Raw genomic sequence first — 22,316 nt, 5'->3', positions numbered from 1 at the left:
ATGAAAGTTCTTCTGACGGGCTCTGCGGGGCAGGTGGGCGGAGCTCTGCTTCCGCTGCTTCGGGGACGCGCCGATATCGTTGCGCCGGCACAGGAAGACTTCGATCTGTCGCGGCCGGATGAGCTTGCCGGCAGGCTGGATTCGATCAAGCCGGATCTGATCATCAATCCCGCGGCCTACACCGCTGTCGATCGCGCGGAAGACGAGCGGGAACTCGCGTTTCGGATCAACGCGGAATCTCCCAGGGTGATCGCCCAATGGGCTGCGCCCCGTGGCGTGCCGCTGGTGCACTTTTCGACGGATTATGTCTTCGACGGCTCGGGCGATCGTCCGTGGCGCGAGGACAGCACGCCGGCGCCTCTCTCGGTGTACGGCCAAAGCAAGCTCGCGGGCGACCAAGCCATTGCCGAGGCGGGTGCCCTGCATGTGATCGCGCGCACGTCCTGGGTGTACGCTGCAACCGGTGCAAATTTTCTCAAAACGATCGTGCGGCTCGCCGGAGAGCGCGAGCAGCTGCGCATCGTCGCCGACCAGATCGGCGCGCCGACGACAGCAAACGCGATTTCACAAGCGGTGGTTGCGATGCTGCCGCGGAGCGACAGCGACCTTCGCAAGCCTTTTGAGCAGCAAGGCGGCGTCGTCAATCTGGTCTGCACGGGCGAGACCAGCTGGCACGGCTTTGCGACCGCGATCGTTTCCGGCTTGCAATCGCGGGGCGTCAAGTTCGCCGTGAAGGAAATTGTTCCAATCCGTTCGGAGGAATTTCCCGTCAAGGCGAAGCGGCCGTTCAATTCCCGCCTTGATCTCTCGCGGCTGCACGAGCGGTTCGGCATTACGCCGCCGAGCTGGCAGCAGGCGCTCGATCGCGAGCTGGATGCCCTCAGGGCGACAATCTGAACGTCCAATCTGAACGTCTTGGGGCGGCTCACGGGGGACGCGCGGAGCACAACCTTCTGCCGCCTTTAACGTTTATTAACCATCCTTGGCCCATTTTCTGGTCTGGCGCCTCGAACCGGAAAATGCACGCATGTTTCAGCTCTTCCTGCGGGCCCGCACCCATAACTTCCTGAAAGACCGCTTCGGGGGCGAGCAGACGTTTCGCGCGCGTTCGCCCGAGCGCGACGCTGAAACCGATCGCACGCGCATCGAAGCCATCATGACCGCGATCGACGAGGCCCTGCATGCGGCCGAGCGCGAACAATCAGGTCTCAACCGCCGGGTGGAAGACGTGCTGGCGCGCGCGGCCGTGACCTTGGGCAATGGCGATGATGAATATCTCGAGCGTGAGGCGCTGGACAATCACCACCAGGATCTGTTCGACAAGGAGATCCTGAACGGCCAGCGCAGGCTCAAGGAACTCGGTGCCTCGATCGCCCATTTCAAGTTCCTCAAGGCGGCGATGCTTAGTCGCTTCCCGGAATACAGGCCTCCGGCTAGCCACGCCAATTGACTCGGCGCGCGAGCGCGGCGGCTAAAGCGCGATGAGATTGAATCGTCGTCGCGCATTAGCTCTTTGTTTGAGCATGATCTTTTCGGAAAGCCGCTTCACACTTTTCCGGATGATACTTTAGATCGCGAGCATGCTGTTGCCTTGAATGGACAGCAGCGTCAGATTTCCAGTGGCATACGCCCCGGTATCGATGTTGGCCCGGTTCTCGAGCAATTCGGCCTGCTTCACCGGTGTGTGACCGTGCACGACATATTTGCCGAAGCGCTTCTTGCTCTGCAGGAATTCGTCCCTGATCCACAACAGGTCCGCCTCGCGCTGTTCGGACAGCGGAATGCCGGGGCGTACCCCCGCATGGACGAAGAAGAAATCGCCGCATGTGAATGTCGGTCGCAACTGCCGTAGGAAATGGATGTGCTCCGGCGGCATCGCGGATGCGAGCTCGCGCACGAGATCGGAGAGCTCGTCCTTGCTGAGGCCTGGTGCGGCCGACACGCCGTACGACATCATGGTCTGGAGTCCGCCGAACTGAAGCCATTCGGTGGCGCGCGAGGGGTCCTCCAACACCGAGGTGAGATAGGCCTCGTGATTGCCCTTGAGAAACACGGTGTTACGGCGGCGGCTGCGCCGGATCAGGAGATCGAGTGTGTGGCGCGAGTCCGGCCCGCGATCGATGTAATCGCCGAGGAAGACCTCGATCGCGCGATACGGGCGGCTGTTCGCCATGTCCGCATCGATGACAGCGAACATCTGCTCGAGCAGGTGGGCGCAGCCGTGAATATCGCTGATCGCATAGATGCGCACGCCGTTCGGGAGCTTCGGCCGGGGCGAATTTCGGGGCGCAGTTGTGGGCATGGGCTTCAACTCTTTCAGAGAGAGCTTCGCCCGAGAAGTCAATATGCTATCGAGCAAATAGGGGCGCCACGAGCCGCTTTTTTCACCACCTTGACGGGTGAATGCTCATTCGCACGTCTGACCGATCATCCGCGCGCACTGCGAATCGTCGATCCCTGCGCTTCCGGCCCGACTAGCCGAAGCTCTGGCTGTCGAATGACGGCGCTGCCTTGCCGCGATAAGCCGTCGCCCGTACCCGGACCAGAAACGCGCCGCAGAAATAGCCGAGCTGGAGCACCGCTGCAAAGACAAGAATCATAACAACGGTGTGAGCCGAATCATGTCCCTGCCAGGCGGAGCCCGCACCAAGGATCGCAGCTCCGAGAACGATGGCGGGTGGCAGGATGAAGATTCGGAATCGGCCTCCCAGCAATGATCCGATCAGCAGGCTGAAAACGGCAACGGTACTCACGACACAACTCTCCCCGAATTGGTCACGAGTATTAATGGCTGCGAGCTAATAACGGCTTAAGCGGCATGGTTGAACAGCCGTTCAAATGCGCGCGAAAATGCTGTGCGAAAATGACGCGATTTGGTGCGAAACGTGGCGCGATGCCCGCTTAATTGTCACGTGTGTGACAGTAGTTTGAGCATTCGATTGCGGCGATGCTGCGTTGCATAAAAATCGATTTGATTTTTTCGGTGCACTGCCGCAATGTCGCTTTGTTTAGTTAAGATATACTTGGACGCACGTCGAAAAATTTGGATCGATTTGCTCGCAATGTTTGATTGCGATTAGTGCGACGAGGCAGCGAGGTTCGGATGGCTGTAGCAACTTACGGTTCGGAAAACTATTATTCGGTTATATCGAACCGGCGCGGTACCCTCCAACGACCTCTTCAGGTGGCCCTGATCGCAGCCGACTTCGCCGTCGTGATGCTCAGCTATTTCGCGGCAAGCGGTCTCTATCGCGTGCTGGTCGGCGAACAGGATTCATCCGTCGGAGCTGGTCTCGTCGTCGGCGCGGTGTTCGTGACGATCGCGTATTTCCAGGGTGTCTATGATCACCATCGCCTGCTGAACACGGTCTGGCAGCTGCGCAAGGCTCTGGCGGTGTGGCTGATCTCGCTGACCATTCTCGCGGTCGAGGCATTTTTGCTCAAATCGTCCGCGGAGCTGTCGCGCGGGACCACGCTGTTGTTCGCCGCGACCGGCGGTCTCGCCTTGGGCGGGCTTCGCGTGTTGTGGCGCGTGGCCCTGACCTCAAGCTATGCCAAGGGACGCCTGGTCGACCGGAAGGTCGTGCTGCTCAGCCTCAAGCCTCTCGATTTCACCTCGACCCGCTTCAAGGATCTGCGCAAGCACGGCTTCAACGTCGTGCGGCATTTCGTGCTCGATCCCTCTGAGGAGGGCGCAGGCTGGGATAGCGAGATTCGCGATATCACTCGTCAGGCGCGGACGGCCGACGTGGAAGAATATCTCCTGGTCATCGACTGGGACGAAATGCCGCTTCTCCAGAAGTTGAGTCAGCACCTCCGCGTCGTTCCGCAGCCGATCCGCCTTTTGCCGGACTTCCCGATCGCCGATCTGGTCTCGCGTCCGTTCCAGCCCGTCAGCGGCACGGTCGCGATCGAGATTCAGCGCGCGCCGCTCAGCGTGTTCGAGCAGGCGCAGAAGCGCTGCCTCGACATCGGCATTGCCTCGTTCGCGCTTCTGCTGCTGGCGCCGCTGCTGGCGACGGCCGCGATCATGATCAAGCTCGATTCCAAGGGCAAGGTGATCTTCAAGCAGTTCCGGCGCGGCTTCAACGGCAAGCCGTTCGAGATCTGGAAGTTTCGCTCCATGACAGTGGCGGAGAACGGACATACGGTCACACAGGCGACGAAGACCGATGCCCGGGTCACGCGCGTCGGTCGTGTGCTGCGCCGAACCAGTATCGACGAGCTGCCGCAGCTCTGGAACGTCTTGCGCGGCGAGATGTCTCTGGTCGGACCGCGGCCACATGCGCTGGCCCATGACAACTATTACGATCCGATGATAAGCAACTATGTTTACCGCCATCATATGAAGCCGGGCCTGACGGGCTGGGCTCAAGTCAATGGCTTTCGCGGTGAAACGCCGACCATCGATTTGATGGAAAAGCGCGTCGAATACGATGTCTGGTACGTCAGCAACTGGAGCATCTGGCTCGACATCAAGATCATCTTCAAGACGGCCTTGGCGCTGGTCCATCAGGAAGCCTATTGACGGATTAATTCCATACCCTGCGGGGCGCTCGGCCTCAACCCGAGAGCCTTGAGCCGTTGCATTCCAGCGCTACAGGCAGTCGGCCAATTGGCTGGCGTGTGTCGGGCAGGGGCTCGTCGGATGCGTCCCAGGAACGTTATGCTTACGGCTCATTCTTTCCTCCTTACCTGATCCGAGGGGCATAGGGCGCCAAGAGAAGCGTCCCTGTAGGCCTTATGAGGCGCCTTGCTACGGCGGCCCCGACTGGCCGGACTGCCTCTGATGCTCTCCGTTATGTCGCGCCGGCGTGCTTGGCCGCCAAGGAGGCGCCCGGTTGCTTCAGGCGAGGGATAGGGAGCTTGAGGTCTCCAGGGAGATGACTTGGTGGAGTTCGGACATTAACGAACGATCTTCGCCTTCAAATCGATTGGAGCAGCCGTCGGCAATGTAATCACGACCGGCGCGGCCCCGATCTGTATCGTCTTCGATGCGGTCTTCTGTTGGCACAATTGGGCGTATTCTGGTTCCGTGCCGTCGGGAAATTCAAGAGTTGCCGAGACTTTCTCTTGCGAAGTCCAGGCAATCAGCCGCTTTCCTGCGGAGGTCGTTGCCTCGATGACCGACAATTCGGGAAGGGGGCGTTCAAATCTCATCGAGCTCGCGCTCTTGATGATGCTGATCGCCTCGCGGGTCAAACAAGCGGCCGGCTTCGGCGCAAAACCAAAATCGTACAGGCCAAAGTTGTCCTCCAGGGCGGCCGGATCAGGGCCCTGATCCTTCATTTCGTAGATCCAGGCTCCCTTCAACCAAGGTGTGGCTGCCGTCCAGAGCAGGAATTGCGCGATATTGTTTGCCGCTGCCTGCGTCGAGATCGGACACATCTTCGACGCCGTAGGCCAACCAACTTCGGTAACGTAGATCGGGATGTTCGATCCGGCTGAATCGAGCAACTGGCGCAGGGTACTGATTTGCCGGATCGCAGCCTCTGCAGTCCGGTTCGACACGTCGCGCTCGCAATGATTGTAGAGGTGAACGGACAAGCCGCTGGCGCCTTCCAGCGCGCCCGAACGCACGAGCGCCATCGTCCACTTCCAATCGGGATCCATCCCGACAGCTCCGATCAATACCTGCGCTTTCGGGGCGACACTGCGTATCCTTGCGAGCGCCTCCTTCGCGAGGGCAGAATAATAGCTAGCCGCGCGTGGATCGCTCGGATCACCTTCGCCGACCAGGAACGGGCGCCCCTGCACGGCGTTCATATTCCATTCGTTCCAGATCTCGTAGATTGGATTTCGCTTGGCGGTCGTCAGCACAGCCTTCGCCGCGAAGTCGGCGAAGCTTTTTCGGCCGACATCGGTCAGAGGAGGTGCGCCGTCAGGAACGAGAGGATTGGGGTGACCAAGAATAAGCAGCGGCCTCGCCTGGGTTTGATCCAGGAAATCGAACACTTTGAAGGGTTCGCGGGCGACTTGAGTTGTTGGGTCGCCAATCGCCGGCCCGGCCCGAAACAAGGTCCAAGCCAGATCGTCCCTGACAGAATCGAAGCCGTCGGAGCGCAATATCTGCGCAGACTTTTGCGGGGAATAGCCATACTCTCCGCCTATCCCGAAGTGCACGCCGACGCCGATGATCGACCGATCGGCACGCTCGGCCAACGGCTGCTTGCCAATCGAGAAGGATGTCGCTTCATTGGCAGCATAGATTTTGCCGAAGAGCAGGCCTGTTGCGATGATCGCAAGTGCCAACCCTCTTTTCGCCGCTTTGACCATCTTCGTCCTATTGTGTCAGGTAACGAACGTACATGCGAATTCTCATCGTTTCAGCCTTCTTTCCGCCCTTTGTCCAAGGCGGAGCTGAACTTTCCGCGCGCAATCTGGCGGCATGGCTCCATACGAACGGTCATGAAGTCGCCGTCCTGACCACATCGCCGGCTCCCGCGGACGAGGTGAGGGGAGCGATCGTTGACGGTCTCAAAATCTGGCGCATTCACATGCCTCGGCCGTATACGGTGTTTGAAGCTGCTCAAAAATCCGGTGTACAGAAGTCCATCTGGCATCTTCAAGACCATTTTGATCCTCGCAACGACCGGATCATGCGTCAGGTCCTCGACGAATTTGCCCCCGACATTGTCAACATACACGTCCTGCAAGGCATTGGCTGGAATACGCTTCGCGTGCTCGGTGGCCGGAACATTCCCGTCGTCTTGACGCTTCACGATCTCAGCCTCGCTTGTGTGAGGATGGCGATGTTCAAATCCGGCCGGGAGTGCGAGCGCCTATGCGCACCCTGCGCCTTTTCGTCGAGAGCAAAGCTCGCTTATCTCCGCTCCGTCCCACGGCTGGGATTCGTTTCGCCTTCGCTCGCGATTCTCCGCCGGTTGTCGGCGTTCCAACCGATCCAGGCCTGGGCCCAGGCCCACATCCTGAATCCCAACAAATCACCGAGCCCGACTGTTGAGAAAGTTGCATCGAAGACGGTCCGCTTCCTCTATGTCGGACGTCTGCATGAATCGAAAGGGTTGTACGTTCTGCTCCAAGCCCTCGAGCCGTTGTCTACGCGTCATGAGTTTACGCTGACGCTGGTGGGTACTGGCCCCAGCGAAGACGATCTCAAGCGGCGCTTTGGTCATCATCGCTGGATCGAGTTCGCAGGGCATGTCTCAGTCCAGGAAGTCGCCAATCGCATGGCCCAGAGCGACCTCCTTCTGGTGCCGTCCATATGGTTCGAAAACTCCCCCGGCGTGATCATCGAAGCACTCGGGCGGGGCCTTCCCGTTATGGGAAGCAATGCCGGCGGCATACCAGAACTCGTGATGCACGAGAAAAATGGTATCCTTGTGGAGGCCGGCGATGTAAGAGCCTGGGGTACGGCGATCGAAGGCATCCTCGATCATCCGGAGCGTCTCGAGGCGTACAAGGACAGTGCTGGCGCCGCAATGCAAGAGTTCAATCAGGACACTTTGGGGCGGCGGGTCGTTGCCTTCTACGAGAGCGTGAGGACGCAGCCGGCATGAATTCTTCCTCGATGGAACAGCCGGCGCCCGATGCAACAAGCCGGTACCGGCAGGACGACTACGCCGTCGACAATCCGAACTGGCACGAGGAAGATGCGCCGTGGAAGGCCGCGCATATCCGGACGATTCTCGATCGCAATGGCCTCCAGTGGCGGACACTCGCTGACATCGGCTGCGGGACGGGTGCAATCGTCGGGATCCTGTCCAAGCAATATCCGCAATCGAACTTCCAGGGTTTTGAAGTCTCGCCTTATGCTCACGAACTGTCCCTGAAACGATCGTCGGACAATCTGATTTTCAGCATGGAGGATGCTTTCCAGAGCGGGAAGCAATTCGATCTGACGATGGCGATCGACGTGGTGGAACATGTCGAGAATCCCTTCGAATTCCTCCGGGCGATGGGGAAGATGTCTCGTTGGCAAGTCATTCATGTCCCGCTCGACATGAGTGCTCTTGCGGTCGGCCGCGGTTGGGTGCTGCCCACAGCCCGTCGCACGCTGGGGCATATTCACTATTTCTCACGGGACAGCGCCCTGTCCCTGATTGCGGAATCGGGCCTGGAGACGATCGACTTCTTCTACACGGCCTGGGCGATTGATCAGTCGTACAAGACCTGGAAGAAGCGGCTCGCCGCATGGCCGCGACGCCTGGCGTTTCTCGCTGCCCCCGACGCTACGGTCCGGCTTGTCGGCGGATGGTCTCTCATGGTTCTGAGCCGTTCGAAGCTGCCGTAGACCCTGCGAAGCCGCAAGACGCATGCCTGATGTTTTTATAAACGGTCGCTTTCTTTCGCAGCCCCTAAGCGGCGTTCAGCGATTTGCCGCGGAGATCGTCAAGGCAATCGATCAGCTGATCGACCGGAAGCAGCTGCCTGACCGTCTCATTGGCGCGAACTGGACCCTCCTTGCGCCTTCGAATGCCGAGGATCGTCTATCGCTGAAGCACATCCGCATCGCAAAGATCGGACAGCGGGCGGGGCACGCCTGGGATCAGATCGATCTCGCCGTGGCCGCGCGGAGCGGCACTCTCATCAGTCTCGCCAATTCCGGCCCCGTGCTCCATCGTCGGCACCATATCGTGCTTCACGACGCGCAGGTCTTTCGGCATCCAGAGTTCTTCAGTCGCAGCTATGGACAGTTTCACCGTTGTCTCGGACGGCTCTACGCCAGGACCGCAAGCATCATGACGGTGTCACATTTTTCCCAGCGAGAGCTCTCCGTCGTCCTGAAGATTCCGGTCGACGACATAGCCGTCTGTTCAAACAGCGCCGAGCATCTTGCAGGGATTCCGACCGACGATGCGATATTGCACAGGCTCAACCTGGTGCCGGGGCGATATTTTCTGGCTATCGGCTCCAACAAGCCAAACAAGAATATCGAACTCGTCACCCGTGCGATCAAATCTCTCCCCAGGGATTACCCGCTGGTGATCGTGGGCGCCGCCAATGAGCGGGTCTTTGGTCGCAGCGATGCAACGGTCGATAATCGGGTGATCCCTGCAGGGCATATCTCGGACGCGTCCATGGCGACCTTGTATGGCCATGCAACTGCGCTGATCTTTCCAAGCTTGTATGAGGGGTTTGGCGTGCCTCCGTTGGAAGCTATGGTGTTCGGGTGTCCCGTTATCGTGTCGGACATCGCGGTGCTGCGCGAAGTATGCGGAGATGCAGCCGAGTATTGCAGCCCGACGGATCCCGAACACCTGGCTCGTTTGATGCGAGAGCGGATCGAAAAGGGCGCGCTGTCTGAAGCCGAGCTCGCCCGTCAGTTGACGCAGAGATCGCGGTATACGTGGATCTCTTCGGCGCTGGCGATGGTTAATTCCATCTAAGGCATGATCCGGAAGACTGCGCGGCAGTTTTGCGAAAAGATCATGCTCAGACAATAGCCTGAAGCGCGATGACGATTCGTCCTGATCTCATCGCGCTTTAGTCCGACGAGGACGCTGGCACGTTGCCGTCAGCGATATCCTGAGATGATCCTCGAAAGCCTGACGCGATCGTCGTGGCCCCGGTAGGCAGGAATAGCCTCTGCATCCAGGGAGCCTTCATCAGAGGGGCTTCTATCAGGCGATGGAAGACGATAGCTGCCATCTGACAGATCGCGATAATGGCTACAAAATACACGGCGCGCGGCGCCGCGACCGTTGCGTTGATCTTGACCGCAATCTTCGCAAGCAACGAGATCAGCGGATAATGAATAAGATAGAGTGCGTATGACGCAGCCCCCGCCTCCTCTAACGGAACGATTTTCCGATTCAGGAGCGGCATGGAACATGCGCCGTGGATAATTCCTGCTGCGCCCAGTCCAAATAGCAGGAGTTCGCCGTTTGGAGGAATCTGCTTCGATATGCCGAAGTAGAAAGTGACGGCGAAAACGATAAGCCCCGCGAAGAGAAAGTAGGCCCCACCGGCAGAATATCCGCGTATGTAGAGCCAGGCGATGCCGACCCCACACAGAAACAGCAGGTGATTGTTGTTGAAGATGAAGTCGATCAGCCAGCCCTTGTCGTCGAACAGAGCGAGAGGGAGGCCGATGAAGCCCCAGATCACCAGAAGCCAGAACCCGATTCTCCGATTCCAAAGAAAGCAGGCGAATAGGGCGTAGAAGAGAATTTCGTGGCGAAGCGTCCATTCCGTAGCCAGGATCACCTCTTCTTTTACCGGCAAAATCAGGAGCGACAGCACGACGTCGGTGTTGTTCGGTACCCTTGTCGCGAAGCCGAGAAATGACAGGATGATCAGAGGAACGAGTACGATCCAAAGCGATGGATAGATGCGACGAAATCGCTTCGCCGCGAATCGAGCGACTAAGCTCCCGTTACCTTCGGAATCGCGATGATGCGCCAGGTAAATGACGAATCCGCTCAGGACAAAGAACAGCTGAACGCCCGAATGGCCGGCCTTGAACAACGGAAACGTGCTGACGCCGAAGTATTTCGGCAGCACCATGGTCACTTCGCAGTGGTAGGCCACGACGAGCAGTGCTGCGATGGCCCGGATCCAGTTCAGCTGTAGCAGCTGTCCTTGTCGCGGGACCGGGGGGGCCTTTTTCGGAAGTTCGGACGTCATGAAGGATCGCTCCCCCGGTCAAGTCGTGGCGTGAAGATGCCGAACACTTAATGCTCAGCCCTTCGCTTCATGATTTTGCCGACGCCCGGTGGCCGGAATAGCGGAACCGCAAATCGCGACCTGAACAGAAAAAGGCTGTGAATATGCGTCCTGCCGGCAAACGTGAGAGGACCGGCAGCGCTTGATCGCTGATGGTCATGCACCAGCTTGGCGCCGGGCATGCCCTTGATCTTGTATCCCGCTCGCCAGAGGCGGGCACAGAGATCGACATCCTCCATATAGAGGAAATAGCGCTCGTCCATTCCCTGAATTTGTTCAAATGCGGAACGCCTGACGACAAAGCCGGTCCCCATGACCCATTCCGCGTCGAATGGCTCCCCGGTCTCCCAAGCGTCCATCATCAGGTGATTCTTGCCGCGCTGAGGCACCATCGCCCCGATCCAGTCCACCCGCCGGGCGAGGACGTCGAACACCGAGTAAAAGCGGCGAGCCGAATACTGCCGGCTACCGTCGGGATTGACCAGGTCCAACCCGACCAACGCGGTTTCGGGACGGTGCTCCATGAAGTCCACGACGGCTGCGACGCTGTTGAATTCGAAATAAGTGTCTGGATTGAGGATAAGAAGATAGTCGGCAGTCGTCTTCGCCACGCCCAGATTTACGCCGGCTCCAAACCCACCATTGCGGTCGGCGGCGAGTGTCCGGATGTCGGGCAGAGCCTTGCGAATTTCCTCGAGCGAATTGTCGCCGGAACAATTGTCGACGACCAGCACGCCATCCCGGTCCACCACGCGATGCTCCAGCATCGACTTTATGCAGCGAATGGTCAGTTGAGGGGTTCTGAAGTTGACGATGATCGCCTGGAGCTTACTCGGGCAGCTCATAGAGCGAACTTCCTGCAGAGAGAGAACTGTAGCAAATCATCGATCCGGGCGGAACAATCCAGAAGGGATGGACACATCATGCTGACGTTCCGGCTAACTGAGGTGCCGGTCATCAGCGCGCTGCCTTCCATGGCTTTAGGTCTCGGCTCATATCACAATTCCCTGGAACACCGTGCAACAAACGCCGTCGCGAGGCGTCTCTTTTAGTGTCATCCTCTGCATGAATTTGATGCAGATCGTTCTTGCGCGATCGCCTTTCGGTTTGTCGCGCATGCGCCATGTCAGCGGCGTCGGGCAAGTTGGGCGGGCACCAGACATGTTCACAACTTTTGAACCTTGTCGGACCGATCGGGGAAAGCGTTGACCGGAATCGAGATCGACAATGCGTCAAAAAACCGGATGGCTGCCTGTCGTGCGTCCGTATAGAGCCGCCGGGCGTGCGTGACGCACATTGAGGAAACGCCTCCTCTATCCGCGTTGCATTGATCGATGATGCGACCCATCAAGGTGCAGTCGTCGTTCGGAACAAAGGACAGGAGTCTGTCTCCTGCGCGAATCCGCTCGGGAATACAGCCGGTGCTCGAAGCCACGACTTCGCAGCCGCTGCTATAGGACTCAAGCAAGACGAGAGGGTCGGCTTCGTCGAGCAGACGCGATGGAAGAACGAAGATATCGATTGCCCGATAGAAGGCTGCTTTTTCCTTGCCGTAAACTGGTCCCAGGTACACAGCCTTGTCGGGGTGGCGAGCGCAAAATGCGAGAATCTCTTCCTTGAGGGAAGGGTCACGAACCGGACCGGCCAGCACCAAACGGAAATCGCCTCGAACCTGAAACATTCGATCGGCAAGCTCCATCAGGTAGACAATGCCTTTCTCGCGAGTGATCACGCTGAGATGTCCCAGTGTGACGGGCCCCGAACGTTCGGGCATATCGTCTATGGGCTCATAAAATAAGAAGGAATTGGGAAGCACCAGGCTTTGAGATTGTTGCTGGCCGCTCAGGTAGAGCGCGGCATATCGTTCTCTCATTCCGTCCGATAGGAAAATATGATGCTGGTACTTTCCGCCGACACCGGTCAGCAGCTTTGCGGTCAGTGCCGGAGACTGATTGATGGGCCGAAAGGAATGATGGTGCACGTAGTGGTCGAGATGGCGAACGCGCAGTGTTGCTATTGTGAGTAGAAATGCCCAGACGCCGCCCTGGCCGGGTGGCGAGGTATAGACGTCGTCTCCGCGGCGGGCGAAGAACAGCATGATCAGCGGCAACAGCAGCGCACCCGCGATTTTCTCTGATCTGGTTCCACCCAGCGGCAGGCATGTCGGCACGCGATAATGGCGCAGAAACTCCACTAGCGCTGTATTGTAGACGGACTGCCCGTGTAAGGGAGGTGGCATCGGTCCGATGAACCACAATCGAGCTGCGCCGTGCTTCTTCTTGCGCAGCTCTGAAATAAGTGTCTTGCAGTACAGCAGCATCGGAACTCGTATTGCCTCAGCGTCCAGTCACGCGATTCACTTCGTCCCTTGAGCGGGGAGTTCTCCGGTATCCACGGCTACGGTGATTTGAGCGCCTTGATCAAATTCGTAGACCACGGGCTGCGCTCCCAGCTTGGCAGGCTGGCTTGTCGGTATTGTGTCGCCACACATCATGCGGGCGTGCAACGCCGGAGCGTCGAACCTGAAATTCGCGCGCTTGAACGGGCCTGACGTCCAGAGCACGACTTTTTGTCGTCCGGCGGAGATGGCCCGTAACACAAAGACATCCGGAAACGGCTCCCGCAATTCCAGCAGCTTGGCCGATTTGACCAAGTCTACAGCCTCGCGCATGAAGCAGGCGGCAGGCTTCGGCTGATCGTCGAATGTGAAGAGGCCAAAGTTGTTTTCGCGATCCACTGGATCTGGCCCAATGTTCTTCAGCTCGTGCATCCACGCTCCCTTGAGCCATGGTAACGTGGCGCTCTCTAAAACGAAGTGGGCGAAATTGTAAGCAGAAACGTCCAGTGGCATGCCGCAATTGCCTTGCGAGGTCGGCCAGCCGAACTCAGTGACATAGATGGAAGTCTGCTGCCCATTTCTGATCGTTCTCAACGCGTCCTGAAGTTTTTCCAGGCGAACGATCATCTCTTTGGCCGTTCGATCGGATACCAATCTCGCGCATTGGTTGTAGAGGTGGACCGACAGGCCATCGGCGTGATCGAGCGCGCCATGCCGCGTGATGGCCTGTGCCCACACCCAATCAGTGTCGTCGCCGACTGCACCTACAATCACGATTGCATGAGGGTTTGTCTTCTTGATCGTATCGACCGCGGTTCTCGCAATGCGTGCATAATGAACCGCGGCTCGCGGATCGCTCGTGTCGCCGGCGCCCTGCAAGCGCGGCACACGAGGTCCCGTACCGATGTACATGTTCCATTCGTTCCATATTTCGTACATCGGGTCGTACTGTTTGGTGGCTTCGACGACTGCCTCCAGATAGCGATTGAAGTATTGCAGTCCTTCGTCGGAGACGGGAGGGACGCCGCCCGGAACCTGACTGTTGGCGCCGCCAAGGTTGAGGAGCGGCTTGAACTTCGACTGAGGGAGAAAACTCATCAGTCGCTCGGAGTAGACGAGAGACGGAGCCCCAGACCTGAAATCGAACGATTGCCAGGGCAGGTAATCGCGGAAAGAGACCGCGCCGATGTCGCTGAGCTGCTTGATGCCCTGGGCGACCGAGTTATAACCGAGCGTCCGTCGCAATCCATAGTGGATGTTTGCGCCATAGATGATCGGTCGTGGTGCCGCTGCCGGTGCATCCCGATGGGGAAAGACGATCATCTTCGTCTCTGCCGTCGCGGGCTGTGCGAAGATGAGCGCAAGGCCTATCGCGGATACCGCCGCGGCAAGTAACTGTACGACGCGGGTTAAGGCCGGAAATGTCATTTTGGATGGCTCCTCGTCACTGCGCCGGTAGGCCCCCAAAATTCACGATCCGATCCATGAATTCGACATAGCGCTTGCCGATGAAATCCTGATCGAATTCATTGGCGCGACTCGTGGCATTCTGCTGAAATTTACTGAGGCGCTGTCGGTCGACGACCAGCAGCTTAAGGGCGTTGCTCCAGGCCGCGATGTCCCCCGGCGCCACAAGCAGGCCCGTCTCGTCGTGTTGAACCAGCTCGGGGATGCCTCCGACCTCGCTGCCAATGACGGGGACACCCATGCCGAGTGCCTGGATGACGACACCCGGAGAATTCTCCAGCCATATGGACGGAATGCAGAGGACGTCGCTTCCGGCTATGCGATTGATGGCCTCTTGGAGTGGCACGTGTCCTGTGAACTCGATGCGCGGGCGTTGATCGTATTTCTGCCGTAGCGCCTCTTCCTCCGCGCCGCCGCCGACGATCGTGAGAGAAAAATCCAGATCTTGAATCGTGTCGGCGGCCTGTATCAGCATGTCGACACCTTTGGCCGCGTGCAGACGCCCAACGTAGATGAAGCGCACCGTGGCCGAGGGGGGCCTCGTAACGGTCGGCGCCGGATACTTGTTGGCGTTCAGGATATGAGCGGTTGGATAGGCGTCAAGCGCCTGGAAACGGGCGTTGCGTTCCAGATTTGCGCGCGACGGCGCGCAAAACCCGATACGTCGAACCGAGCGAAAGTCGCTGCGCTTCAAGGCCGCCGATAATTTGCAGGGCATACATTGTCGTTCGCACGTCTTTCCATCGCGAAACATGGTCAAACGCAGGCAGGACAACGCGAGGTCCGGCATCACGTACATCACGGGAATGTCGCGCTTGCCGAGCTCGGAAAGCACATTGTGGCCGATCCCCGTGAGGTAGTGGACGTTGCAGAAGTCGGGTCTGAATTCCTCGATCACCTTGGCAACCGTGCTTCGGTTGCGTGGATCGAGATGGTCCTGGAGATGCCAGATGGGTTTCAGATATTTCTGCTCAACCGCGCCTTGCGCGAATATCGGGTATGGGCGCGGCATATAGATGCTCCAGACTCTCATGCCGTCGACGATCTCGCCGAACTTCTCCTCTGCGGGCGACTTTGCAGCCGTGAGTACGCCGATTTCATGTCCCTGCTTCTGAAGCCAAGATGAGAGGTTGAATGCGGAAATTTCAGCACCACCGAGCACGTTCGGAGGGAACATGGCCGAGACGACCAAAATGCGCATACTCTCAAGCTCCAAATGACAAGGGATCTGGCTCGTTTAGCCGCCGACCCAGCGCCTTTTTATGACGCGCGCGGGCCATCTTGCAGTATCCAGGCCAAATACCCGGCATACCGCCAAGTCAAAACGAAACCGCGGCAGCCGAGCCGCGCACAACTCAAGGGATATTGAAGTGATGAGCAGCGCTGCAAAAATTGCAGCGCTGCGTGCGGGTTTCACCCAGTGTGAACGCCCGTTATCGCGTCAGTGTCTGGATGTTCACAGCCGCATCGGTTCCGGCGATCAGCGGGGCGAAGATTTTGATCAGCTCTGTGCTCGGAGATTCAGATACGACAATCGCGTCGTGATCCCGGATCTGGAACGAGTCGGCAAAGAACATTCCGTCCGGCTTGCTCCAATCGAAATTGTAGACGGTGGGTACCAGCTCGCCCCTGAAGCGCTCGACATCGATACCCGCCGACTTCAGGAGGTTTCTCGGTTCAAGCCGCAAGACATACACCGAAGGTGAGTTTGCCCGGGCTCCGTCCAGGCCGCCTGCCTTTGCGATCGCTTCGGCAAGGGTCATCGTGTCGTTTTCAAACGTGAACCTGCGGTTGTTCGTTCCGCCGATGGAGCCAGGCGAGGGTGTAGACCCGAAGACCATGAAAACGCGGGGTTCGCGCGACAGATAGACAACGTCCCCTGGCGCAAGGAAGGCGTCTTCCTCGGGATGCCGGACGATCGAACTCATCGTCTCGACATAGGTTCGGCCTCCGCGCTTGATTCTGACCTTCGTTTCCCACGCAGGGTTTTTCGGACCGCCTGCGCGCGCGATTGCACCCAGAACGCGAATGCCGCCCGGATCGACCGGGAAGCGCAATGGCGCATTGGCTTCGCCAAGGACGCTGATTTGATTTCCGCGCTGTTCGACGACCGAGACCACCGCCTGCGGGTCGATGGCGCGGTTCTTGATGCGCTCCCGCACGATGTCCGCAACGGCGCGGGCGGTGAGCCCGGCGGCCTTGATCGAACCTGCATACGGAATCGTGATATTTCCGGACTGATCAACCTGCTGGCGAGGAACGTCAACGAAATTGCCCGGCCTTACGCTGGCTTCCCTGGGAATGAAGAGGCCCCCGGATTGGGCTTCGAAGATCGTCACGGCGACGATATCGCCCACGCCAATCGTGATGTCCTTGTAGTCACCGCCCGGCAACTTGCTGAAGGAGCCGCCACCGCGATCACTGATGGAATTTGCCCACTTCATGATCCCGGGATCCACGGCCAGGAGGGCGTAGGGGAGCGGCGGGCTCTGCGCCGTCGTCAGCGCTGCATTTGCAATAATCGAGGCGCTGTTCGGTGCATCTTGCGGAGTGAATCCTCCACAGCCCGCAAGGCACAACGATGAGACAACAAGCGCCGGGGATACTCTTAGAAATGACTGTAACAAAGCGCTTCCTATTCTCAATTCTCGCCTAAATACCTCTTAGCAGGTGCGAGATTTCGGACCAACCGCTCGGGCATGTCGGGAAGGAAGATTCGGCTGACGTTGTTGTATTTGGGCCACGTGGCCCTGCGTCAAAGCGCCAATTCTGACAGCCGCTTAGAGGTTAACCTTAGTGCGCTTGCATAAACCTTGAGCAGCGTTTCGTGAGTTCGGCTGACGCTGAACATGGAAACGAAACGCTCATAGCCCGCCTCGCCAAGCGCAGGCAGATCAATTCGTGCAGCTTCTTTCAGGCCCGTAACGAGAGCTTGGGGCCCGACAGGATCGCAAATCAAGCCGGTAACTCCGTTCTCGACGATTTCCGGCAGGGCTCCGGCGCGAAATGCCAGAATCGGCTTATGCGCCCGCATCGCTTCGAGCGCGACAAACCCGAAGGCCTCCCAACGTGACGGGATGACGACAATATCCGCCAGGTTGAGCTGCGCCTCAATACTCGTGCGCGCGAGCCAGCCGAGCAGTGTGACGTTTGGAGGCAGGGCGTGGTCGCCTTCCTCATTGACGACTGCAGACCCGATCATTCGGACGTCGATCGTGCTATCGAGCTCTTGGGCGGCCTCAATGAGGAAATCATAGCCCTTCTGGCGATCAAGGCGCCCAATAAAAAGCACCTTCAGCTTCGGTGTGCTCCAGTCCGGTGTCTTGGCATCGACACTTAGGCGCTCATTGCGCATTCCGCTGAGAACGAGGTTGAGTTTCTTCTCCGGGATGCCGGCGTCCCGCGCGGCAGAGTATTCGTTCCTCGAAATGCAAATAATCCGGTCAGTGACTTTGGCCAGCAACCACTCTGCCAGCTTGGCGACATAATTGCTCAACCGCGACGTGTCGCGAGAGAAGGCCCAGCCGTGAGGACAGTAGACCACCACGGGCCGGTTCCGAACCAACATCAGCATGATGCGCACGATTATACCAGCCAGCGTGGAATGAACGTGCACAATGTCTGGTCGAGTAACGCGTACTTGCTGCATCGTCTCCAGAGCCAGCCTCATCAGGCTGGCCAAGTTGCGACCCGATCGATCGAAGGCGACGATGTTCGCGTCGGAAATTCCGATCAGATCGTCCCTATGGTCCGACGGAACGAGATAATGCACATTCTCCTGACCGAAGGTCTGACATTGAAGGGAGTGCAGTTCATTGAAATAGGTTGCGATTCCACCGCGAACCGTTTCGGCAATATGGACTATTCTCAGCCCCTGGAAATCATGCGTCATTCGAAAAGTGGCTTGATAGAGACATACTAATCCACATAACACTCAGATTCTGACCATATTCCGCATTGGCGTTCACACGCAAGGCGATAGCAAGAACCTCTTGTTGGCAGAGACCAACTAAGATTGAAATTTGTGGCAATTCATGGCCACGAACGATCTCCGTGGTCTGCTTTTCTTGCCTCTGGCGAAATTGTCGTGAAGCGGCACCCGAAAGTGCGGCGTCTCGCGGCAGGCGGCGCCTATATTTTGCCCGTAGCGTGCCTCGCGGGACGCGTTTTGGAAAGGCGCGGCCGAAAAGCGCAGAAGCAGCCTGCGCCGTCTTCAGTTTACACGAACAGGAAGTTGTCGTGCGCCAGCTGAGCCGCATTGACGTGTGAGAGCAGGATCGATCCAGCGTCGCCCAGATGAACTACGGCGTCGGCGCCGGCCTGAGTGGCGCTCAGATGGCTGTAGTCCGCGACCAGCGACTGAGAGATCTTGATGACATCGTGATCCGCGGCCGTTCCCGCATGAAAGTTCTGGATCTGGTCGTTGCCCCGGTCAAACACAAACGTGGTTGAACCGGCCGACGCGAACATGTCGTTTCCGCTCCCGCCCTGAAGTGTGATGCCGGCTGTGTTTGCCGTCTCGACATGCGTGCCGTCGGTCTTGAGCAGGTCCGTCTTCAGCAGCACGCCCGATGCGGCGTAGGTCTTGTCCTGAACACCGTTCGACAGGAAAGTGAAGACATCCTTGGCTCCGGTGCTCTGCGTAACGACTTTCGATGCCATGACGCCTTTTGCGTCGTAGTACGTCGCGGTCGTGCCTCCGTCCGAGCCGGTCGTCAGCGTGTAGTCGAGCGTGCCGTCGGCATGGGTGCGCGTCGTCGACGTCAGCTTCCCGGCGGCGTCCACGTGCTGGGCGATGTTCGTGTATGATTGGCCGGTGACGCCATAGGCGAAATTGTCCTGGCTATGGTCGGCATTCAGGACGTACATTTTCGTTTTCACGCCATCCACGAACAGGGACGTCGAAGAGGAGCCGTCGGCATTCTTGACGACGTCCTGCGTGATCTGACCGGCGGCATTGAACGTGTCGTTGACCGATGAGCCGTCGGAATGGGTGATCGTCTGAGCGAGCTTCGTCCCATGCGCGTCGTATTGGGTGCTGGTTTTCGTGCCGTCCGCACCAATGACCTGGGTGTATTCCAGGGAGCCGTCGGCGTGCGTACGGGTGATCGAGGTCAGCTGGCCGGAGGCGCTGACGTGCTGCACGATGTTGGCGTAGGACTGGCCGGTCACGCTATAGGCGTAGTTATCCTGGCTGTGGTCGGCATAGGTGACGTACATCTTGGTCGTGACGCCACCGGAAAAGAGCGACGTCGTCGCGGAGCCGTCTGCCCTGGCCACCGTCTCGCTCGCAAGCGTCCCCTTCGAATCGTAGCTGTCCGTAACGGTCGTGCCGCCGAGCGTCGCAACCTTTTCGGCGTAACTGCCATCAGCGTGGAAGCGTTCGAACAGCGTAAGGTTGCCCGCGGTGTCGAAGTGGCTGTGCTCGGACGCGTAGGACTTCTGCTGGATATTAAGTGCGTAGATGTCCTTTGTTCCGTCGGTGTGCGTGACGGCCTGTGCGACCTTTACGCCCTTCGCGTCGTAGTTCGCCGAGGTGATGGTGCCATCCGCGCTGTGGATCTCGGTGTAGGCCAGCGTTCCGTCGGCGTAATTGCGGACGACCGACGAGACCGATCCGCCGGCATCCACGTGCTGGACTTCCGATGCGTAGCTCTGCCCCTTGATGTTGTAGAAGGAGTTATCATTGCTGTGATCGGCGTTGGTGACAAAGGCCGCCGTCTTTACGCCGTTCGTGAACAGTGTCGTGCTCGATGAGCCGTCGGCGCTGATCTTGGTTTCCGAGACAAGCGTGCCCGAAGAGTTGAATCGATCGTCGACCTTGCTTCCGTCGGCGCTGATGTACGTCTTTTCAACGACGACCCCGGATGCATTCGTATACGTGATCATCGTTACGTAGGATTTCCCGGTGATCCCGTAAACGGTGACGTCCTTGGATCCATCAGTGTGGGTGACCGTGGTCTTCGTCCTGACGCCGTTGGCAAAGTTCGAGGCCGCGGTCGTCCCATCGGCATAAGTGACCAGATCGTATGCGGTCAGGCCATTCTGGTAGGCGGTCTGGTCGGTCGATGTGAGCTTGCCGGTCGAGTCGTAGTTCTCGGTGAGGCTCCAGGTGGAAGCCGAGGTCGTCACGGCGAACGAATATCCGCCCTTGATCGTGGAAAGCACGCCGGCGTAGTGCGAGATCATGTAGTCCATCGTCGCTTTCGACGACACCGTCAGGACGTGCGTGTCGGTCAACGTGATGGATTTGACGGTTCCGGCCGCATTGAGGTCCGACAGATCGGCCACGACCATCGCCGAGGTGGCGACGACATCGGTCGCGCCGGCCGGCGCGGTTGTCGACGCGGTCGGCGCGTCGATCTCGATGATGAGCGGGTGGTCGCTGACGGGGAGCGTAAAGTCCTGGACGTTGGTATAGGTCGCGATTGGCTTGCTGGTGTTCAACGGATCATAAATCGTGACGGTCTTGTGCACGCTGCCGAGGTGCACCTTGGCCTGCGTCGTCGGATTGGAGATCTCCGCGTCCTTTGCGTCGTTCCAGAGTTGCGGCTCGGCCCAGACGACAAGCTCGTACGCGCCGTTGCTCTTGGCGAGGACCATGCTGTTGCCGCTCGTCGGCAGGTTGTCGATCGTGTAGGTGAGTGGCGTCGTCGGCGTCCGGCCGCCACTCCCGTCGTCAGCGAGAATGGTCGTGAGATTATGAACCGCCGCTGCGGCCAGTTTCGGAGTGCCGTCGGCGTTGAACAGGCCGAAATGTCCTTCCGGGTCGGAATTGCTGCCGTGGTCGAGCAGCTCGTAGAGGTAGGTCTTGCTGACGCCGTCCTTGAAGGCATCGACCAGGGAATTCAGGATCGATTTGGCTTGCACGAGCTGATCAACGCCGAGGCCGGAGTAACTCGCGAGCGTGGCGTAGCCGGTCTCGGTGATGACGGAGGGCTTACCGGGCGAGCTGGTTGCGGCAACGTTAACGCCGTACTGAATGCCGTAATTCTCAGGTGTCGACGTTGCGACATACGCGTGGGACGTCGAATAGTCGGAGTACTTGGAGAGGTCGCCGAGCTTTGCGTAGGCGGCCGAATCGTTCAGGCCAAGGGTCAGATTGTAGACAGAGACGCCACCGAGATGTGCGTCCGCCTTGATCGCTGTGTAGAGATCTTTCTGAAACTGGGCGGCCGCGGCCATCGACGAACTGCCGTGGTAGCTGAAGGCCTGGATATTCGCTTCGTTGAGCCCCTCGATTGCCACGATGCTACTTGGGTATTTCGCGACGAAGCTGTCGAGCGATGCGATGAACTGCGCAATTCCCGCCGCGCCAGACGCAGGCAGCTCGGACGAGACCACGAAGTCGAATTTGACGCCGGCGGCAGCGAGCGCATTGACCACGGGAGTTGCGTTCGGATCCGCGGGGAGCGCGTCACGGATCGTGGTGACGCCGAGATAATGCAGGTCGTCGAGGATCAGGCTTGAGTTGCCGTAAGACGCGTAAGCAGAGGAACTCGAATAGGCCGAGTGAGCATTGACGGCGATCGAAGCAACAAAGGCCTGGGCCGAAAGGACGGTGGAGGATGTGCTGGACGTTGCCATCGCGACTTAATTCCAAGCTCGAGTGTTTCACGATGTGTCTCACGCAAGTTGGAATATTCCGTGCTTGCACAATGTAAAATTTGCGGCGTCGCGTGTTCGAGTGCGGAACTATTGTCGTTGGTCTCGGAACCAACGCGCAGTTCCCTCGTGATAATTGCCGTTGTTGTAATCAGCTTCGTCATCAGCGAGAGACGAATGTTTCTTCGGTCCGTAAAACTCCGGACGGGTTCGTCTGTTTCTGCTGAATTGTGCGGCAGCGGGCTCAGTCGACGAGCGTCGTTAGCTTGTTGCGAAC

17 protein-coding genes are annotated in these 22,316 nt (G+C 58.6%); 6 read left to right on the top strand and 11 right to left on the bottom strand.

Translation table 11 applies throughout. The features are described 5' to 3' along the window. Positions 1–897: a dTDP-4-dehydrorhamnose reductase gene (gene rfbD, locus RAD16_RS24375; protein WP_458160390.1), complete on the top strand. Its 897-nt coding sequence runs from the start codon at positions 1–3 to the stop codon at positions 895–897. A gap of 130 nt (positions 898–1,027) precedes the next feature. Next, a complete protein-coding gene (locus RAD16_RS24370) occupies positions 1,028–1,450 on the top strand; it encodes a hypothetical protein (RefSeq protein WP_458160554.1) in 423 nt (140 codons plus the stop codon). Positions 1,451–1,567: 117 nt separating this feature from the next. On the opposite strand, the gene RAD16_RS24365 is transcribed toward RAD16_RS24370, so the two are convergent. Then, positions 1,568–2,302 (bottom strand): metallophosphoesterase family protein, encoded by a 735-nt coding sequence (locus RAD16_RS24365; protein ID WP_458160389.1) that lies wholly within the window; start codon positions 2,300–2,302, stop codon positions 1,568–1,570. A 172-nt stretch (positions 2,303–2,474) separates the two neighbouring features. Next, the gene (locus RAD16_RS24360) at positions 2,475–2,753 is read right to left on the bottom strand and encodes a hypothetical protein (RefSeq protein ID WP_458160388.1); all 279 of its coding nucleotides are present in this window, start codon (positions 2,751–2,753) and stop codon (positions 2,475–2,477) included. A 350-nt stretch (positions 2,754–3,103) separates the two neighbouring features. Here RAD16_RS24360 and RAD16_RS24355 point away from each other — a divergent pair, with 350 nt between their 5' ends. After that, complete coding sequence (locus RAD16_RS24355) at positions 3,104–4,528, top strand: undecaprenyl-phosphate glucose phosphotransferase (protein WP_458160387.1); 1,425 nt, start codon at positions 3,104–3,106, stop codon at positions 4,526–4,528. Positions 4,529–4,905: 377 nt separating this feature from the next. On the opposite strand, the gene RAD16_RS24350 is transcribed toward RAD16_RS24355, so the two are convergent. Beyond that, complete coding sequence (locus RAD16_RS24350) at positions 4,906–6,276, bottom strand: hypothetical protein (RefSeq protein WP_458160386.1); 1,371 nt, start codon at positions 6,274–6,276, stop codon at positions 4,906–4,908. 32 nt (positions 6,277–6,308) lie between these two features. Here RAD16_RS24350 and RAD16_RS24345 point away from each other — a divergent pair, with 32 nt between their 5' ends. The 3 genes from RAD16_RS24345 to RAD16_RS24335 are packed head-to-tail and all read left to right on the top strand — an operon-like array spanning position 6,309 to position 9,350. Continuing rightward, on the top strand, positions 6,309–7,520 hold the full coding sequence (locus RAD16_RS24345; RefSeq protein WP_458160385.1) for a glycosyltransferase family 4 protein: 1,212 nt from the start codon (positions 6,309–6,311) through the stop codon (positions 7,518–7,520). Next, on the top strand, positions 7,517–8,254 hold the full coding sequence (locus RAD16_RS24340; protein WP_458160384.1) for a class I SAM-dependent methyltransferase: 738 nt from the start codon (positions 7,517–7,519) through the stop codon (positions 8,252–8,254). The genes RAD16_RS24345 and RAD16_RS24340 overlap by 4 nt, the downstream gene beginning before the upstream one ends. A 22-nt stretch (positions 8,255–8,276) precedes the next feature. Next, complete coding sequence (locus RAD16_RS24335) at positions 8,277–9,350, top strand: glycosyltransferase family 4 protein (protein ID WP_458160383.1); 1,074 nt, start codon at positions 8,277–8,279, stop codon at positions 9,348–9,350. 97 nt (positions 9,351–9,447) lie between these two features. On the opposite strand, the gene RAD16_RS24330 is transcribed toward RAD16_RS24335, so the two are convergent. The 8 genes from RAD16_RS24330 to RAD16_RS24295 all read right to left on the bottom strand — a co-directional run bounded on the left by RAD16_RS24330 (position 9,448) and on the right by RAD16_RS24295 (position 22,021). Next, positions 9,448–10,590 carry an acyltransferase family protein gene (locus RAD16_RS24330; RefSeq protein ID WP_458160382.1) on the bottom strand — a complete coding sequence of 381 codons (1,143 nt, stop codon included), beginning with the start codon at positions 10,588–10,590 and terminating at the stop codon, positions 9,448–9,450. Positions 10,591–10,637: 47 nt separating this feature from the next. Beyond that, complete coding sequence (locus RAD16_RS24325) at positions 10,638–11,474, bottom strand: glycosyltransferase family 2 protein (protein WP_458160381.1); 837 nt, start codon at positions 11,472–11,474, stop codon at positions 10,638–10,640. 320 nt (positions 11,475–11,794) lie between these two features. Then, a complete protein-coding gene (locus RAD16_RS24320) occupies positions 11,795–12,949 on the bottom strand; it encodes a glycosyltransferase family 4 protein (protein ID WP_458160380.1) in 1,155 nt (384 codons plus the stop codon). A 36-nt stretch (positions 12,950–12,985) separates the two neighbouring features. Continuing rightward, a complete protein-coding gene (locus tag RAD16_RS24315; RefSeq protein WP_458160379.1) occupies positions 12,986–14,395 on the bottom strand; it encodes a hypothetical protein in 1,410 nt (469 codons plus the stop codon). A gap of 16 nt (positions 14,396–14,411) precedes the next feature. Then, complete coding sequence (locus tag RAD16_RS24310) at positions 14,412–15,635, bottom strand: glycosyltransferase (protein ID WP_458160378.1); 1,224 nt, start codon at positions 15,633–15,635, stop codon at positions 14,412–14,414. 232 nt (positions 15,636–15,867) lie between these two features. After that, complete coding sequence (locus RAD16_RS24305; RefSeq protein ID WP_458160377.1) at positions 15,868–16,878, bottom strand: polysaccharide biosynthesis/export family protein; 1,011 nt, start codon at positions 16,876–16,878, stop codon at positions 15,868–15,870. Between the two features lie 311 nt (positions 16,879–17,189). Beyond that, positions 17,190–18,326: a glycosyltransferase gene (locus RAD16_RS24300; protein WP_458160376.1), complete on the bottom strand. Its 1,137-nt coding sequence runs from the start codon at positions 18,324–18,326 to the stop codon at positions 17,190–17,192. Between the two features lie 326 nt (positions 18,327–18,652). After that, on the bottom strand, positions 18,653–22,021 hold the full coding sequence (locus RAD16_RS24295) for an RHS repeat protein (protein WP_458160375.1): 3,369 nt from the start codon (positions 22,019–22,021) through the stop codon (positions 18,653–18,655). Positions 22,022–22,316: the final 295 nt, after the last annotated feature.

This window comes from Bradyrhizobium sp. 18BD, assembly GCF_054185225.1.
The sequence above is the reverse complement of the archived record's forward strand: the minus strand, read 5'-3'. Positions and strand labels throughout refer to the sequence as shown.

What these genes read in the sequence shown, in the direction of transcription:
- rfbD (WP_458160390.1), top strand. Translation starts at nt 1, where the DNA reads ATGAAAGTTCTTCTGACGGGCTCTGCGGGGCAGGTGGGCGGAGCTCTG.
- RAD16_RS24370 (WP_458160554.1), top strand. Translation starts at nt 1,028, where the DNA reads ATGTTTCAGCTCTTCCTGCGGGCCCGCACCCATAACTTCCTGAAAGAC.
- RAD16_RS24365 (WP_458160389.1), bottom strand. Translation starts at nt 2,302, where the DNA reads ATGCCCACAACTGCGCCCCGAAATTCGCCCCGGCCGAAGCTCCCGAAC.
- RAD16_RS24355 (WP_458160387.1), top strand. Translation starts at nt 3,104, where the DNA reads ATGGCTGTAGCAACTTACGGTTCGGAAAACTATTATTCGGTTATATCG.
- RAD16_RS24350 (WP_458160386.1), bottom strand. Translation starts at nt 6,276, where the DNA reads ATGGTCAAAGCGGCGAAAAGAGGGTTGGCACTTGCGATCATCGCAACA.
- RAD16_RS24345 (WP_458160385.1), top strand. Translation starts at nt 6,309, where the DNA reads ATGCGAATTCTCATCGTTTCAGCCTTCTTTCCGCCCTTTGTCCAAGGC.
- RAD16_RS24340 (WP_458160384.1), top strand. Translation starts at nt 7,517, where the DNA reads ATGAATTCTTCCTCGATGGAACAGCCGGCGCCCGATGCAACAAGCCGG.
- RAD16_RS24335 (WP_458160383.1), top strand. Translation starts at nt 8,277, where the DNA reads ATGCCTGATGTTTTTATAAACGGTCGCTTTCTTTCGCAGCCCCTAAGC.
- RAD16_RS24330 (WP_458160382.1), bottom strand. Translation starts at nt 10,590, where the DNA reads ATGACGTCCGAACTTCCGAAAAAGGCCCCCCCGGTCCCGCGACAAGGA.
- RAD16_RS24325 (WP_458160381.1), bottom strand. Translation starts at nt 11,474, where the DNA reads ATGAGCTGCCCGAGTAAGCTCCAGGCGATCATCGTCAACTTCAGAACC.
- RAD16_RS24320 (WP_458160380.1), bottom strand. Translation starts at nt 12,949, where the DNA reads ATGCTGCTGTACTGCAAGACACTTATTTCAGAGCTGCGCAAGAAGAAG.
- RAD16_RS24315 (WP_458160379.1), bottom strand. Translation starts at nt 14,395, where the DNA reads ATGACATTTCCGGCCTTAACCCGCGTCGTACAGTTACTTGCCGCGGCG.
- RAD16_RS24310 (WP_458160378.1), bottom strand. Translation starts at nt 15,635, where the DNA reads ATGCGCATTTTGGTCGTCTCGGCCATGTTCCCTCCGAACGTGCTCGGT.
- RAD16_RS24305 (WP_458160377.1), bottom strand. Translation starts at nt 16,878, where the DNA reads ATGAAGTGGGCAAATTCCATCAGTGATCGCGGTGGCGGCTCCTTCAGC.
- RAD16_RS24300 (WP_458160376.1), bottom strand. Translation starts at nt 18,326, where the DNA reads ATGACGCATGATTTCCAGGGGCTGAGAATAGTCCATATTGCCGAAACG.
- RAD16_RS24295 (WP_458160375.1), bottom strand. Translation starts at nt 22,021, where the DNA reads ATGGCAACGTCCAGCACATCCTCCACCGTCCTTTCGGCCCAGGCCTTT.